Source organism: Pseudoduganella sp. UC29_71 (genome assembly GCF_042693265.1).
Classification (GTDB): Bacteria; Pseudomonadota; Gammaproteobacteria; order Burkholderiales; family Burkholderiaceae_D; genus Rugamonas.
Genome location: NZ_CP170549.1, coordinates 2212565 through 2228499, shown reverse-complemented (window position 1 = coordinate 2228499; position 15935 = coordinate 2212565). Strand labels below are relative to the sequence as shown.

The following is a 15935-nucleotide window of genomic DNA, read 5'->3' as shown; positions in this document are numbered from 1 at the left end:
CTACCAGCTGCGCTCCAGGCTCGCCCGCAGCGTCGGCGACACATCGGTGCGGGTGAACAGGTGCTGCGTGCCGCCCGCCCCGTCCAAGGCCGCGCTGCTCCACTCTTGCGTGTCCCGCCGCAGCAGGTTCGCCGCGCCCAGCCGCAGTCGCGTGGCCGCGTCCAGCTGCCAGACAGCATACAGGTCCAGCTTGCGCACGCTGCCCGCCGCCGACGCTTCCACCGCCGATATCTGCGTGCGCGCCCCGCGCTGGTAGTTCAGGTCCGCGCCTGCCTTGAGCGCCGGCGCCACCTGCCAGTCCACGCCTGCGTTGGCGCTGAGCGGCGCCTGCCGGTCCAGGCGATTGTCCGGCCCAGGCACGCCCGCCACACGTGACCAGTTGCGGGCCACATTGCCCCGCACCGACCACGCCGCCGACAGGCTGGCCTTGCCCTCCAGCGCCACGCCGCGCGCATCCGCCCGCCCCTGGTTGGACGGCGTACGCACCCAGCGCGCCCCGTCCCTGAACAGCAGCGGCAACGTCACATCATCGATACGGCGCACATAGGCGCTCGCGCTGAACAAGCCGTCCTTGCCAAAGTAGTGGTCATAGCCCGCATCGAGCCCCCAGGCCAGCTCCGGCTTCAGCGCCGGATTGCCCTGCGTGTCCGGATTGGTGGCACTGTTGTTATTGTCCGTCGTATAGCGGCGCGGAATCAGGTCCGCCATGGCCGGGGCCTTGTAAGTGCGCGCCAGCCCCAGACGCGCCTGGCCCTGCGGCGACAGATTCACCATCCCCTGCAGCACGGGGCTCAGCACCGGCGCGCGCTGCACCACCGCGCCCGCGCCCCGCTGCGCCACCGACGTCTCCAGCTCCTCCCAGCGCAGGCCCGCCGACAGAGACCAGCCGCGCGCCAACTCCCACTCGTCCTGCGCAAAGAGCGCCAGCCGCGATATCACGCCACGATAGCGATCATCGTACGCCACGCCGGCGATGCGATCCTGCTCCTCGCGGCTTTGCGTGCGCCGCGAACGTCCCCCGTCCCAGCCGACCGCCAGCGCGTGCCCTCCGCCCAGCGGCAACTGGTACTTGCCGCTGAAGGTCAGGCCCGCCTCGCCGATATCCGCATGTACAACTTTCAGGTCCGCCGAACGCGCGCCGCCTGCCAGGGAGTGAAACTCGAAATCGGAACTGCGCGGATTCGCCAGCACGCCCAGCTTGACCTCCAGCCGTCCGCCCTGCTCCATCGCCCGCTGCCAGGTCAAGTCACTGCGCAACAGCACGCCGCGCAGCACCATCCGGCGGCCGTTGTCCGGAAACTCCGTCGGCGCGCCAGCCAGCACCGTTTCGTGCGCTTCCGCGTCCATGCTGCGCTCGTAGGCATTCACAAAAGTCTGCGACGCCAGCGCATCCGCACCACGGTTCCAGGTGAAGCGCGGCGCCAGGCTGGCCGCGCGCGCCACATTGACATTGCGCTGCGGGCTGATACGCGACACCACCGGCCCAGCCGCCTGCCCTCCAGCCGCTTCCACCGTTTCATAGTCCACCCGCCATTCCGGCTGCGTGACGCTGCTCGCCGTCGCCGCCACCGTGTAGCTATAGCCATCGCCCTTGTCGGACGCCTGCCACCCCATGCTCGGCGAACGCGTCCCCGCCAGCACATCCACTCCCAGCTTGCCCTCCTGCCGCGCACGCGGCGCGCTCTTGCGCAGGATGATGTTGACGGTGCCCGCAATGGACTGCGTCCCCAGCTCCACCGACGCGCTGCGCAGTATCTCCACCTTCTCGATCAGCTCCGGCGCCAGGCTCTCCACGTTGAATCCCGGCGGCACGGCCACCCCGTTCAGCAGGATCTGCGTGTAGCCGCTGCCCAGTCCCCGCATGCGGATCTCGCTGCCCTTGCCGCCGCCATCCACGACGGTGATGCCCGGCACGCGCTTCAGCGCATCGGCCAGCGTGCGGTCGCCCTGGCGCTGCAGCTCCTGCGGCCCGATGATGATGGCCGCAGCGGTCTCCTCGCGCCGCTGGTCCGGCTTCGCGCCCGTCACTTCCACCTTCTGCATGGCCTGCGCCGCGACGGCGGCAGGGAAAGCAATCAGGACTGCCAGTGCACCAATGCGTAATTTCATGGTTCTCCTTAAACGTACGGACGTGCGAAGCCCTGCCGCGCAGGCATGGACTTCGTTGAATGAAAGGGGTTTAGTTGGCCAGTGCGGCCGAGCGCGCGCGCAGCGCGGATGGGAAAGCGTTCGCGTCCAGGTTGGCGATCAGCAGCGCCGGGTCGACGTGCTCGCCGTGCCGCTGCACCTCAAGGTGCAGATGCGGCCCCGTTACGCGCCCTGTGGCGCCGGACAGCCCGATCGCCTCGCCCGCCGCGACCGCATCGCCCACGCGCACCGAGCGCCGGTCCAGGTGGGCGTACATCGAGCGCAGGCCCTCGCCATGATCGATAACGATCACCTGTCCGTACTTCGCCTGTCCGTCGTGCAGCGCGGTAGACTCCACCACCCTGCCGGCCGCGGGCGCCAGCACAGGCGTGCCGCGCTTCGCCGCAAAGTCGATCCCATGGTGGAACGCATTGGCCGAAGGCAGCGGCTTGCTGCGCGCACCGTAGAAGCTGCTCACCCGCGCAAGCTCCAGCGGTGCTCGCCAGGACGGCAGTTCGGCCGGCACAGCTGCCGAGCTCTGCGCGCGCGGCGCCACATCAACGGCGCGCCAGGCAAACGCCGGCTGCAACAGCACACTGCCGGCCAGCAGGGCCAGCGTGGCGCCACCCAGCAAAGCCTTGCCCACCACCCCCCAGTGCGCCGGCGCCGCCGTCGCGTATCAGCCTGATCCGGTCGCTCACCGCCGCCATCCCGGCGCCGCCGAACGCGGACGCCGCCCCGGCATAGCCGCCGCCCGACGCCATGGCCTGCTGCAGCTTCAGCTGCGCCACCAGCGCCGCCGCGTAACTCTGGCGCTGCTGCGCGGGACGCCCCGCCAGCACATGCTGGTCGCATGCCAGTTCCTGCGCCCAGTTCAGTTTCACGCGCATCTGGCGCACCGCTGGATTAAACCAGAACAGCGTCTGCAGCAGCAGGCTTGCGTGCAGCCACACATGATCGCGGCGGCGCCAATGCGTCAGTTCGTGCGCCACGATCAGCTGCTGTTGCTGCGCGTCGAACTGCGCCAGGTGGCTGGGCAGCAGCAAACGCGGCTCCAGCAACCCCACCAGCATCGGCGATACCGGCACAGGCGTCTCCAGCACCGGCGGTCCGCGATAAGGCGACACCTCGGCAAATCCCTGGTGCGCCTTCAGCGCGGCCCCGCTCACCCGATCCGCAGTGCGCAACAAGGCCCGCAGCGCGCGTTGCGCCCGCACCCAGCGCGCCGCCGCATGCAGCAAGCCCGCGCCATAACAAGCCATCCAGGCCAGCGACAACAGCGACAGCCAGCGCGGCATGGCCGCAGCGGGCATGCCATCCAGTTCCGCATCGCCTGCGGCGCCCTCCAGCGCATCCAGCGCCGCCAGGGAGCTACTAGCCGGCGACACCTGCGCCAGCCCGCTCCGCACGGGCGACGCAATCTCAATCGCAGGCACGACGCTCATCTGCGCGCTGCGGGGCAACAGTGCCAGCGCAAACGTCACCGCGACCGCCAGTTGCGCCAGCAGCCACACGGCACGCTGCGCCGCGATACCCGGGCACACGCGCACCGCGAGCTTCAGCAGCAGCCACGCCACCGCGCCCGCCAGCACGCAAGTGGCGCTGGCCAGCAAAAACAGGAAAGGGGAAAACACCGGCATGCTCAATCCTTCCCGGCAGGCCAGTCCTGCAGCAGTTGGTCCAGCGCGGCCAGCTCCTGCTGGTCCACCAGTTTGCTGCCCGTGAACATATTGACCGGCAGCGGCGCGTCCATTTCCATCACGCGCTTGCCGAAATCGTGTGCGAAAGCGGCCAGCGTGGCCACCTTCTCCAGCGCCGCCGTGTACACGTTCACGCCGTGCACCGACTGCTGCGCCACCATCTGCTTTTCCAGCATCCGGTCCAGCGTCTTGCGGGTGGAAGAATACGACCACCCCAGCTCATCAACGACCCGCTCGTGGATCTCGCGCGCACTCAGCGGCTGCTCCTTCCACAAACACTTCAACAAACTCAGTTCCGTTACCGACGGCGTAGACATGAATGGCCCCTCTGTGACTAGAGACGCCATCATACGACAGTTGTCGCACAGTCGAATCGCTTTATGCGACAACTGTCGCAGCCCCATTTACAGTGACTGCACGGAGCCCGCCTTAGCGGTTCTGCTTACTGCCGCCCGACGAGCTGCCGGAGCTGCCCGACTGCTTGTTGCCAGACGAGCTGGCGTTGTCGTTCTTGTGGCTTTGACGGCCGGCCTCGACGTGCTGCTCGTGCGTACCGCCTTGCGTGCCCGAGCGCGAGCCCGATTTACCGCCGGACTTCTTATCGTCCTTGGTGGATTGGTTCGGCATGATGCTTTCTCCTGTCAAGTTTAGAAATACCGGCACCACGCCGGCATGGACGCATAATGCACGGCGTGTTTACAGTGAAAAATCGGAGCGCAAGCAACAAGCGCGTAGGACTGCACTGAGTTCTCCAGGAACATAAAGGGAGAAGCCGTCTTTAGGTGAACTGGCGCACCGAAGCAACAGCCGCTGCGGGCCAAACTGGCGCTGCCTAGTTCAACCTACAGCCTGAGGAGGCAAATATGCGTACCGAGAAAAACCCATCGAAAGCCGCGTCCAAGCGCGTCCCGGCCCAGCCCGGCGACACCGACGCCATCAGCCTGCTGATCGAAGACCACGAGCACGTGAAGGACCTGTTCGAGCAGTTCGACACCATGACCGACCGCGCCGTGGTCAGCAAGAAGAAGCTGGCCGACGAGATCTGCAATGAGCTGACCAAGCACACCATCGTGGAGGAAGAGATCTTCTACCCGGCCGTGCGCGGCGCTGGCAAGGAATTCGAGGACATGATCGACGAAGCCGTGGTCGAGCACGGTTCTGCCAAGCAGCTGATCGCCGAGATCGAGGCTATGGACCCGGGCGACGACTTGTACGACGCGAAAGTGAAAGTGCTGTCCGAGATGATCGAACACCACGTGCAGGAAGAAGAAGGCGAGCTGTTCCCCAAAGTGCGCAAGTCCAAGCTGGACCTGGCGGCGCTGGGCGAACAAATGGCTGAGCGCAAGGAAGAAATTTAATCATTGCCCGGGTCCAAACGTGGCTTTGACGCCACCAAGCTCCAGTTTGGAAGGAATAGACTAGCATTCCTTTAGCCTGGTCTTGGTGGTGCGTCACATGGAACGTTTCAAGGAAGGCGACCTGGTGCAGGTGCGCGGCGGAGGCCCCGATATGCTGGTCGTCGGCGCCTACCCCGACATGCAATGCGGCGATGAAGCCATCATGGGCATCTTCTGCGTCTGGGATTGCGACCACGAGTTGCACGCGCGCGTGTTTGCCCAGGACGAACTGGACATCGTGCGCTACGAGCGCCACGCGCGGCCCGGCCCGCTCAAGATTCCGGAGAACTGACGGGCACCGCGCCCGCCGGCCGCGCAGTCGGCAGCCTGAGCAGATATACCGACACACCGCAGGCGATCAGGAACAGCAGCACCTTCAGCCCGATGAAGGGCACGCGGTACATCGAATACACCATCGACGGCCACATCAGCCCCAGCGCCAGCACTTTGCCGCGCAAGGGAATGCCGCGCCCATCCTCAAAGTCCGACAAATAACGTCCCAGCGCGCCATGATTGCGCAGCCACCGGTGCAGCCGCTCCGAGCTGCGCGCGAAACAGGCCGACGCCAGCAGCAGGAAAGGCGTGGTCGGCAGCAAGGGCAAAAACACCCCCAGCACCGCGAGCGCGAGAAAGAGGCAGCCGAGGGCGATGAGGATGAGTTTCATGGAAAGTGCAGTATAACCCGCCGCCTGCTTTCATTCGTTGCGGAACCCGGATATTCTGGCGCCAGGCCAATTCTTCCGGGAGCACAATGCAACACCTCCGCAAGTGGGCGCCATGCGTCCTGTCCCTTTTTCTGCTGTCGCCCGCAGCCGCTGCGGCCGGCAGCTTCGACATCGCCATCACCGTGGACGACCTGCCCGTTCATGGCCCGCTGCCGCGCGGGATGAGCTGGCTGGGCATCGCCGAGACGCATCTGAAGGTGTTCAAGGCCAACGGCGTGCCGGAAGCGTTCGGCTTTGTAAACGCCAGCAAAATCGCCCGCGCGCTGGACGGCGACGCGGTGCTCGATGCCTGGCGCGCCGCTGGCTACCCGCTGGGCAACCACACCTATAGCCACATGAACCTGGAGAAGGCGCCCTCGCTGGCGGCCTGGACGGCTGACGTGGTGACGGGCGAGCCAGCCGTGGCGGCACGGATGGCGGGCGCGGACTGGCGCTACCTCCGCTTTCCTTTCCTGAACGCCGGCGGCGAGCGCCAACAGGAAGCGCTGGACTACCTGCACGCGCACGGCTACAAGGTCGCCGACGTCAGCGTGGCGTTCAGCGACTGGGTCTATACGGACGCCTACGCCCGCTGCGTAGCGCAGGACGACACAGCGGCCATCCAGGCCATGAAGGCAGCGTATCTGGCTGGCGTTGATAGCGCTATCGCCAGCATGAAGGCACAGTCGCAGCAGGTATATGGGCGCGTGATCCCGCAGGTGCTGCTGACGCACATGGGCGGGTGGAGCGCTGTCACGCTGCCGGAGGTGATGGCCAAACTGAACGCTGCCGGCGCGCGCTACGTGACGCTGGCGCAAGCGCAGTCCGACCCGGCCTACACGGTACCCGGCGGCGGCGCGGTCATCACCCGCACCGCCGGCCTGAAGGGAATCAGCCTGCAGGACAGCAAGCCGGCAGCGCCGCAACTCGATGTCGGCAAGCTTTGCCGTTAATCAGATGAAATACTCATCCGCGTGAGCGGATGGGGCGATCGGCCGACTATTCTGCCATGCTAATATTTCAGTGCCTCCATTTTCCGGCTTCTCCATGCTGACATTGAAACCCAAGCTGGTCCCGCTATTGTTCAGCATGCTGCTGAGCGCGCCTTTTTCGCATGCCGCCAGTATCCGGCTGGCCGGGCCGGAAGGCGTGGCCGACGTGGTGTCGGACGACGACACCACCATGAAGCTGGCGGCCGGGCTGCTGCGCCGCGACCTGGAGGCGGTGAGCGGCAAGGCGCCCCGCTCCCTGGCCGCCGACCACCTGGCTGAGTGCACGCGCGTCTGCGTGGTGATCGGCCGCCACGACAGTCCGCTGCTGCGCCAACTGGCGCAAAGCGAGCATCTGGACTTTTCCAGCCTCAGGGGCGAATGGGAACGCTATGTCCGCGTCAGCCAGCCGTCGCGCAGCAAGCCCGGCGTGCAGCTGCTGGTCATCGCCGGCTCGGACGCGCGCGGCGCCGTATACGGCGCGGTGGACCTGGGCCGTGAACTGGGCGTGTCGGCTTGGGAGTGGTGGGCGGACGTCAGGCCGGCCGCACGCAGTGTGGCCGAGGTACGCGCGGATCGCATCGTGTCCGAGCGCCCGTCCGTGCAGTACCGTGGCGTGTTCCTGAACGATGAGGACTGGGGCCTGCAGCCATGGGCCGCCAAGACTTTCGATCCCAGCGGCGACATCGGCCCGGCCACCTATGCGCGCGTCTTCGAGCTGCTGTGGCGCCTGAAGGCCAATCTGATCTGGCCGGCCATGCACGACTCCACCAAGCCCTTCTACCAGATGCCAGGCAACGCACAGGCCGCGCGCGACTATGCCATCGTGGTCGGCACGTCGCACGCCGAGCCCATGATGCGCAACAACGTGCGCGAGTGGAAGAAGAGCGACGGCGCCTTCAATTTCTTCACCAACCGGGACGCGCTGGTGCGCTACTGGCAGCAGCGGGTGGACGAGGTGAAGGACTTCGAGAACTTCTATTCCATGGGCATCCGCGGCGTGCACGACTCGGCCATGGAAGGCGCGACCACGCTGGATGAGGCGCGGGTCGGCGTGTCCTCGGTGATCGACATCCAGCGCGGCATGCTGGCCAAGGCGCGGCCGGGTCCCGTGCCGCAGGCGCTGACCTTGTACAAGGAAGTGCTCGACATCTACAACAGCGGCCTGAAACCGCCGGACGACATCACGTTGATCTGGCCGGACGATAACTACGGCTACCTCCATCAGCTCAGCACACCTGGCGAGGCGGCGCGCAGCGGCGGCGCGGGACTGTACTATCACATCTCCTACTGGGGCCGGCCGCATGACTATCTGTGGCTGGGCACCACGCATCCTGGCCTGATCCGCGACCAGTTGCAGCGCGCCGCAGCCACGGGGACGCGCAAGGTGTGGGTGGTGAACGTGGGCGACATCAAGCCGGGTGAATACCTCACGCAGTACTTCCTCGACCTGGCCTTCGACCACCGCCTGCTGGAACGCGGCGCCAACGCGCATTTGCAGGCATGGTTCGCGGCGCAGTTCGGCGCTGCGCAGGCGCCGGCCATGGCCGCCATCATGCAGGAGTACTACAACCTGGCGTGGGAGCGCCGGCCCGAGTTCATGGGCTTCAGCCAGACGGAGCCGACCACGCCCACGCGGCAGAGCGATTACCTGCGGTCGGGCGGCGACGAGGCCGAGCAGCGGCTGGCGCGCTACCAGGCGCTGGTGCTGCGCGCGCAGGCGATAGGCGCGGCGCTGCCTGCGGCCAGCCAGGATGCCTATTTTCAGCTGGTGCTGTATCCGGTGCGGGCCAGCGCCAACCTGAATGCGCGCATCCTGAAGCTGGACCTGGCGGCGCAGTATGCACGCATGGGGCGGCCGTCGGCGCAGTTGTACGCGCGCCAGGCGCAGGCTGCGCAAGCCGCCATCGTCGCCGATACGGCGCGCTACAACGCGCTGGGCGGCGGCAAGTGGCGCGGCATGATGGACGCTGCGCCGCGCCGCCTGCCGGTGTTTGACGCGCCGGCGTTTCCCAGCTACGGCAGCGCTGGCCGCAGCGGCTGCGCGCTCGCCTACCCGACGCCGCTGTCGGCGCAAGGCGGCACGCTGGCCTTCACGCGCGGCCGTGCGGAGAGCAAGACGGTCACACTGATCCAGTATGGCGCGCAGCAGCAGGCCTGGTCCGCCACGTCTATCCCGGCGGGCATGAGCCTGTCCGCCGGCAAGGGCGCGCTCAACGAAGAGAATGGCTACGAGCAGCGCATTGAAGTGCACTACGACGGCTCCGCAGGCACCGGCGCCACGCTGCGCTTCGCCTGCGGCGCCGACCAGCTCCAGGCCAGGCTCCAGTGGACGCCCGGCGCGGCCGAGGGCGTGGCGACGGAGCACGAGCGCATCATCACGCTGCCTGCAGCGACAGGCACGGCCACCGCAGGCTGGTCCGCGATCGACCTTGGCAGCTTCGGCACCGGCATGCGCTCCGATTTCGCGCTGCCATCGCGCGATGCCGCCGCCCCAGGCGCAGCGCCGTCCCTGCTGTACCGCTTCCACAGCCACAGCAAAGGCGCAGCGCAGATCAAGCTGGTCGCCGTGCCGGTGCATCCGCTCATCTCGGCCAACAAGCTGCGCATCGCCGTCAGCCTGGACGGCGAGCCGCCCGCCACGCTGGACTACGCCACCGTCGGCCGCAGCGACGAATGGAAGAACAACGTGCTGACCAATACCGCCGTGCGCACGATCGCGCTGGCCGACCTGCCGCCAGGCCCGCACACGCTGCAAGTCTACGCACTGGACCCCGGCTTCATCCTGGACCGCATCGAAGTCTCCTTCGACGGCGCGCCCAAGTACTACGGCAAACCCGCCACCGCCGCCGCGCGGACCTTACCTTGATCGTCACCCATGAATCCTCTCCACACCCTGCCCCGCCTGCGCCTGGCTGCCGCCCTCATCGCGGCCGGCCTGATGCTGCCGGCCCACGCCGAACGCCAGACCTACAACTTCAACCCCGACTGGCGCCTCGCCGTGGCCGATCCGGCGGAAGCCGCCCAGCAAGCGTTCGACGACAGTGCCTGGAAAGCCGTCACGCTGCCGCGCGCCTGGAACGAGGATGACGCCTTCAGCAAGGACATCGTTGACCACAGCACCGGCGTGGCCTGGTACCGCAAGCACTTCACGCTGCCCGCCTCCGCCGCCGGCCAGAAAGTGTTCATCGAGTTCGAAGGCGCGCGCCAGGCGGCAGAGGTGTATGTGAACGGCAAGCGCATCGGCCTGCACGAGAACGGCATCAACGCCTTCGGCTTCGACATCACCGCCGCGCTGCAGCCGGGCGCGAACGTGGTGGCCGTCCGCACCGACAACAGCTGGGACTACCGCGAGAAGGCCACCAACCAGCGCTACCAGTGGTCCGACAAGAACTTCAACGCCAACTACGGCGGCCTGCCGAAGAACGTGCGCCTGCACGTCACCGACAAGCTGTACCAGACCTTGCCGCTGTACTCCACGCTGGGCACCACCGGCGTCTACGTCTACGCGCGCGACTTCGACATTGCCGGCCGCCGCGCCACCATCGCCGCCGAATCCGAAGTGCGCAACGAATATCCGGAAGCGCGCACCTTCACCTACGAAGTGCGCATCAGGGACCGCGACGGCAAGCAGGTGGGGCAGTTCTCGTCGCCCGCGCAGACCGTGGCGCCAGGGGCCACCGCCGTGGTCAAGGCCAGCGCCGCCGTGCAAGGCCTGAACTTCTGGAGCTGGGGCTATGGCTACCTGTACGACGTGGTCACCACGCTGAAGGTGGACGGCAAGGCCGTGGACAGCGTAACCACCCGCACCGGCTTCCGCAAGACCGAATTCGCCAACGGCATGGTGAAGCTGAACGACCGCGTGATCCAGATGAAGGGCTACGCCCAGCGCACCTCCAACGAATGGCCGGCGGTCGGCATGTCCGTGCCGGCCTGGCTGAGCGACTACAGCAACGGCCTCGCCGTGGCCAGCAACGCCAACCTGATACGCTGGATGCACATCACGCCGTGGAAGCAGGACGTGGAATCGCTGGACCGCGTCGGCATGATGCAGGCCATGCCGGCCGGCGATTCGGAAGCCGACGTGACCGGGCGCCGCTGGGAGCAGCGTATCGCCGCCATGAGCGATGCCATCGTCTACAACCGCAACAACCCGTCCATCGTGTTCTACGAGAGCGGCAACCGCGGCGTGAGCGAAGCGCACATGCAGGAGATGAAGGCGCTGCGCGACCAGTTCGACCCGCACGGCGGGCGCGCCTCCGGCAGCCGCGAAATGCTCAGCACCAGGCTGCAGCAAGTGGCGGAATACGGCGGCGAAATGCTCTACATCAACAAGAGCGCCCGCATCCCGATGTGGGCCATGGAATACTCGCGCGACGAAGGCGCCCGCATCTACTGGGACGAATACACGGCGCCCTTCCACAAGAACGGCGACGGTCCGCCGCACAAGGGCCAGCCTGCACCGGCCTACAACCACAACCAGGATTCGCACGCCATCGAGGATGTGAAGCGCTGGTTCGACTACTGGGAGCAGCGTCCGGGCACCGGCACGCGCGTCTCCAGCGGCGGCGTGAACATCATCTTCTCCGACTCCAACACACACCACCGCGGCGCCAACAACTACCGCCGCAGCGGCGAAGTGGACGCCATGCGCATCCCGAAGGACGGCTTCTACGCGCACCAGGTGATGTGGGACGGCTGGGTGGACGTGGAAAAGCCGCGCGCCCACATTATCGGCCACTGGAACTATACGCCCGGCACGGTGAAGCCGGTGACCGTGGTGTCCAGCGCCGAACGCGTGGAGCTGTTCCTGAACGGGAAAAAGCTGGGCACGGGCCGTCAAAGCGAGCGCTTCCTGTTCACTTTCGACGATGTGGCGTGGCAGCCGGGCGAGCTGAAGGCCGTCGGCTACGACGCCAAGGGCAAGGCCATCTGCGAAGCCGTGCTGGCCACGGCCGGCGCGCCGGCCAGGCTGCGCCTGACTTCCATCGCTTCGCCCAAGGGCCTGCAGGCCGACGGCGCCGACCTGGCGCTGGTGCAGGTGGAAGTGGTGGACGCCAAAGGCCGCCGCAACCCGGTGGCGCTGAACACGGTGGACTTTGAGCTGCAAGGCCCGGCGGAATGGCGCGGCGGCATTGCGCAGGGACCGAACAACCATATCCTGTCGCGTTCGCTCCCGGTGGAAGGCGGCGTGAACCGGGTGCTGCTGCGCAGTGCCACGCAGGCCGGCAAGATCACCTTGCGCGCCAAATCGTCGGGCCTGGCCGCTGCCGAGCTCACGCTGGTGTCCAAACCGGTGCAGGTGAAGGACGGCTTGTCGGCGCAGTTCCCGGCCGACGGCTTGCCGCTGAACCTGCAGCGCGGGCCGACGCCGGCCACGCCATCGTTCCAGGTGTCGCGCGTGGCGGTGCCGGTGGCGGCGGTGGAAGCGGCCAGCAACCAGGCCGATGCGGGCAACACGGTGGATGATGACGAAACCACCAAGTGGGCCAGCAAGCCGGGTGAAGGCAGCATCAGCTTCAAGCTGGCGCGCCCGGCCAAGGTGAGCGAAGTGGTGCTGAAGCTGTCCGGCTGGCGCGAGCGCAGCTATCCGCTGCGCATCGAGGTGGACGGCAAGCAGGTGTACGAAGGGATGACGCCGAAGAACCTCGGCTATGTGACCTTGCCGCTGGCCGCCACCTCCGGGCAGACCGTGCGCATTGCGCTGAACGGCGTGGCCGACGAAAGCAACGCCATCAAGCTGACCGAGGTGGCCAACCAGTCCATCGCCGACACCGGGGCCAACCAGACGCCGAAAGGCGTGCTGTCCATCGTCGAGGCGGAGTTCTACGAGCGGCCGTAGGGCGGGTTAGCGGCGCAGCCGCGTAACCCGCCAATCTCAAGGATTCGGCAGCATAAAGCTCGGATACTTGAGCCTCAGCTCCTCAATCTCGGACAAGGTGCCGGACAAGTGCTGCCGCACATACTGCTGCGCCGAGTCCGGATCGCCTGCGCCGATGGCGCGTGCGATGGCCGCGTGTTCGTCCAGGATGGACTGCGCCTTGCCGTTCAGCGGCAGGTGCAGGCGCCGCAGGCGGTCCAGGTTGCCGCTGCTGCTGCGCATCACCGTCCAAAGCTGCTCCAGCTGCGCCGCCTCATACAGCTGCTGATGGAAGGTCAGATCGATGCGGGTGAAATTCTTCAAGTCCCCCGTGGCCAGGCAGGCGCGCTGCTGCTCCACCAGCTGCAGCAAGGTCTGCGACAACGCCGGATCGGGCCGCTCGGCCAGCATCCGCACCATTTCCAGCTCCACGGACAGCCGCAGGAAATGCGCCTGCCGCGCCGACGCCAGGTCGACGCTGCGCACGCGCGTAATGTGCTGCGGGAAGATGTCCACCAAGCCTTCTTCGCCCAGCCGCGTCAATGCGTCGCGGATGGGCGTGGCAGACAGATTGAAATAACGCGTCAGTTCATTGCGCGGCAGGACGGCGCCGGGTTCAAGCGCCAGGGTGACGATAAGCTCCCGCAAATGTTCAAACACTTGCACCGTTGCGTTTCTTGACCGGTCCAGCTGAAAAGTCCCCGGAATTGGTGCAGTTTCCATAGTGCCGCGCGCGCTGATTTAAAGCTTGGATATTAACATATCAGCGCCTGATCTCAGAAGCCGGGACCGGGTCCCTGCCCGCGTGGCGGCCCGCCCGGTCCCTGGCCCGGACGCGGCCCCTGGAATTGCTCGCCGCGCGACTCGGCCCCGCTCGAAGCGCCGCCGATGCGGTAGGACAGGCCGATGTAGAACACGCGGCTGTCAAAGCGCCGTATCGTGTTTTCCTTGAGCGACGGCGTATCGATGACGGTGGCCATCCTGGTCGACGCCAGCACGTCGGTCATATTCATCACCAGGTTCAGCTGCGGCGTGAGCGCATGGCGCATGCTCAGGTTCAGCGTATGGCTGGGTTCGCGGTAGCCCTGGCCGGTCAGCGTCTTGCCCTGCATTTGCAGCATGGCTTGCAGTTGCGTGGCGCTGTCGTACTGGTAGTTCAGGCGCGCGCGGCCGCTCAGCGACGAGGCGTTGCGCGTGATGTCCACGCCGCTCAGGTCGCGCGAGGTCAGTTCGCTGCGCGCCAGGTTGCCGCTGGTGTTCAGCGTCAGCTTCGGGGTCAGCTTGCCGCTCAGTGTGAACTCCAGGCCGCTCGAATGGCTGGTGCCGCCGTTCTCGCGCGTGGTGAGCAGCACGTTCGGGCTGATGAAGGTGCTGCGCTCAACGATGGTGTCGCTCTCGTCGCGGTAGTAGGCGCGCAGGTTGCTTTCCAGGCCGGCGATCTTGGTTTCGTAGCCCACTTCGAAGGAATCGGTCTTGGCCGGCTTCAGCATCGGGTTGCCGGAGGCAACGTTGAACTCGTCGCGGTACACCACGTAGGGATTCAGGTCGTTCGCCGTCGGGCGACGGATGCGGTGCGCATAGCTGAAGCGCATATTGGCCGTCTCGCTTACCTTGTAGGTGGCGAAGAAGCTGGGTATGTAGTTGATGTAGTTGTTCTTCGCCTCGATACCGCTGGTGATCTGCTCGATGTCCATGTCGGTATGCTCGGCGCGCAGGCCGGCCAGCGCGCCCCAGTTGTCGTTCAGGCGCATCTGGTAGGAGCCGTACAGGGCCAGCGTGGTTTCGTCCAGCTTGAAGCGGTTGGTGCGCGACGGGTTGACCGTTTCCGCCAGCGTGGCCGGGTCGATGTCGGCATACAGCGTGTCGAAGGTGCTCTTGGTATTGGCGGCCTTGTAGCCCAGCTTGAGCGAGCCGCCGCCTATGTTGCGCTCGTAGTCGCCCGTGAAGTCGATGATGCGGTTGCCGGTGTCGTTGGACAGGCGGCTGCGGTCGGCCGGGGCGTTGAAGGGACGCACGGTGTAGGCGTTGCTGTAGGCGGTATCGCTGTCGTTGTCGGATTTCGATACGCGCAGGTCCGTCTTCATGCTTTCGCCGGGCGCCTCGCCCTTGTGGTCCCAGCGTCCACCCCAGCTGAAGTTCTTGCTGTCGCCGCTGCGCCGCGTGGTGCGCAGATAGTCGCTGATGGTGACGGTGGCGTTGCCGGTGGTGTAATGCTCGCTGGAGTTCTGGTCATTGCCGCGCGCCATGTAGCTGGCGCTGGCGGTGAGGGTGTCCTTGGCGCCCAGGTTGTAGCTGACGGTGCCGTTCAGGCCTACCGAATCGTTCAGCCCGCGCGCCACGGAGTCCTGCGTGCTGTGCTCGATGGCGCCGGTGATGGGATTGATGCGGTCGCGCACGGTTTCGCCGACCGAGTTGCGGCCGTCGTGGCGCACATTGATGCCGCCCTGGTAGCCCCAGGCGCCTTCGTTGTAGCTGCCGGACACCGCGCTGTTGTAGCGCCCGTCCTTGCCCGCGTTGGCGTTGATGGTGGCGAAGCCGCCCGGCTTACGGTTGCGCCGCATCACCAGGTTCAGGATGGGACCGCCGCCGCCCTCGTTGCCGAACTGCGCGCCGGGATTGTTGATGACTTCGACCGATTCGATGTCGTCCGCCGCCATGGCGCTCAGCGTGGCGCCGCGATTGTCGCCCTGCATCATGGCCGAAGGCTTGCCGTCCACCAGGATCTGCACATTGCTGCTGCCGCGCAGCGTGACAGTGCCATCCGGGTCCACCGCCACCGAGGGCACGTTGTTCAGCGCGTCCGCCGCCGTGCCGTTGGTGCTGCCGATGTCGGACTTCACGTCGTAGACCTGGCGGTCGATGCGATTGGTGGGGCGTTCGCCGGCCACGGTCACCGACGTCAGCGGTGCGCCGGTTTCGGTGATTTTTTCGGCAGGCTTGGGTTCCTTCTTCGGCGGAGCGCCCTTCACCACCACGTCGGGCGTGACGGCGGATTGCGGTTGGGATTGCGCCAGCGCGGCGCTTTCGGGGAGCAGAGCGGCGCTGCCGGCGACACAGCATGTAAAGAGAATTTTTTGCATTGGACAGGTCGAATGATGGATGTCCGCATTCTATCCGCGCGGCGCCCGTCAAACTATTGTCATTACGTAATTTTACAC

The 15935-nt window shown here is 66.4% G+C and carries 13 protein-coding genes; 5 read left to right on the top strand and 8 right to left on the bottom strand.

Annotated elements, in window-relative coordinates; all coding sequences use genetic code 11:
- The 5 genes from ACFJI2_RS09755 to ACFJI2_RS09735 form a co-directional block, all read right to left on the bottom strand.
- Positions 1 to 2109: a TonB-dependent receptor plug domain-containing protein gene (locus tag ACFJI2_RS09755; protein WP_377704816.1), complete on the bottom strand. Its 2109-nt coding sequence runs from the start codon at positions 2107 to 2109 to the stop codon at positions 1 to 3.
- Positions 2110 to 2179: 70 nt separating this feature from the next.
- Positions 2180 to 2722, bottom strand: coding sequence for a M23 family metallopeptidase (locus tag ACFJI2_RS09750; RefSeq protein ID WP_377704815.1), 543 nt, complete (start codon positions 2720 to 2722; stop codon positions 2180 to 2182).
- Complete coding sequence (locus tag ACFJI2_RS09745) at positions 2685 to 3767, bottom strand: M56 family metallopeptidase (RefSeq protein ID WP_377704814.1); 1083 nt, start codon at positions 3765 to 3767, stop codon at positions 2685 to 2687. The genes ACFJI2_RS09750 and ACFJI2_RS09745 overlap by 38 nt, the downstream gene beginning before the upstream one ends.
- Before the next feature lie 2 nt (positions 3768 to 3769).
- The gene (locus ACFJI2_RS09740) at positions 3770 to 4144 is read right to left on the bottom strand and encodes a BlaI/MecI/CopY family transcriptional regulator (RefSeq protein ID WP_377704813.1); all 375 of its coding nucleotides are present in this window, start codon (positions 4142 to 4144) and stop codon (positions 3770 to 3772) included.
- A gap of 112 nt (positions 4145 to 4256) precedes the next feature.
- Positions 4257 to 4454 carry a hypothetical protein gene (locus tag ACFJI2_RS09735; protein WP_107869157.1) on the bottom strand — a complete coding sequence of 66 codons (198 nt, stop codon included), beginning with the start codon at positions 4452 to 4454 and terminating at the stop codon, positions 4257 to 4259.
- Positions 4455 to 4690: 236 nt separating this feature from the next.
- Between ACFJI2_RS09735 and ACFJI2_RS09730 the strand changes: the two genes are divergently transcribed.
- Positions 4691 to 5185 carry a hemerythrin domain-containing protein gene (locus ACFJI2_RS09730; protein WP_377704812.1) on the top strand — a complete coding sequence of 165 codons (495 nt, stop codon included), beginning with the start codon at positions 4691 to 4693 and terminating at the stop codon, positions 5183 to 5185.
- Between the two features lie 97 nt (positions 5186 to 5282).
- Positions 5283 to 5516: a hypothetical protein gene (locus ACFJI2_RS09725; RefSeq protein WP_377704811.1), complete on the top strand. Its 234-nt coding sequence runs from the start codon at positions 5283 to 5285 to the stop codon at positions 5514 to 5516.
- Here ACFJI2_RS09725 and ACFJI2_RS09720 read toward each other — a convergent pair.
- Entirely contained in the window at positions 5497 to 5889 is a 393-nt protein-coding gene (locus tag ACFJI2_RS09720; RefSeq protein WP_377704810.1) for a YbaN family protein, read from the bottom strand. The genes ACFJI2_RS09725 and ACFJI2_RS09720 overlap by 20 nt on opposite strands.
- A gap of 86 nt (positions 5890 to 5975) precedes the next feature.
- Here ACFJI2_RS09720 and ACFJI2_RS09715 point away from each other — a divergent pair, with 86 nt between their 5' ends.
- The 3 genes from ACFJI2_RS09715 (at position 5976) to ACFJI2_RS09705 (ending at position 12759) form a co-directional block, all read left to right on the top strand.
- Positions 5976 to 6881: a polysaccharide deacetylase family protein gene (locus ACFJI2_RS09715; RefSeq protein WP_377704809.1), complete on the top strand. Its 906-nt coding sequence runs from the start codon at positions 5976 to 5978 to the stop codon at positions 6879 to 6881.
- Positions 6882 to 6975: 94 nt separating this feature from the next.
- Positions 6976 to 9786, top strand: coding sequence for a glycosyl hydrolase 115 family protein (locus ACFJI2_RS09710; RefSeq protein ID WP_377704808.1), 2811 nt, complete (start codon positions 6976 to 6978; stop codon positions 9784 to 9786).
- 9 nt (positions 9787 to 9795) lie between these two features.
- Complete coding sequence (locus ACFJI2_RS09705) at positions 9796 to 12759, top strand: DUF4982 domain-containing protein (protein WP_377704807.1); 2964 nt, start codon at positions 9796 to 9798, stop codon at positions 12757 to 12759.
- 36 nt (positions 12760 to 12795) lie between these two features.
- Here ACFJI2_RS09705 and ACFJI2_RS09700 read toward each other — a convergent pair whose 3' ends face one another.
- Entirely contained in the window at positions 12796 to 13500 is a 705-nt protein-coding gene (locus ACFJI2_RS09700; protein WP_107869163.1) for a GntR family transcriptional regulator, read from the bottom strand.
- A 53-nt stretch (positions 13501 to 13553) separates the two neighbouring features.
- Entirely contained in the window at positions 13554 to 15857 is a 2304-nt protein-coding gene (locus tag ACFJI2_RS09695) for a TonB-dependent receptor domain-containing protein (protein WP_377704806.1), read from the bottom strand.
- Positions 15858 to 15935 lie beyond the last annotated feature (78 nt).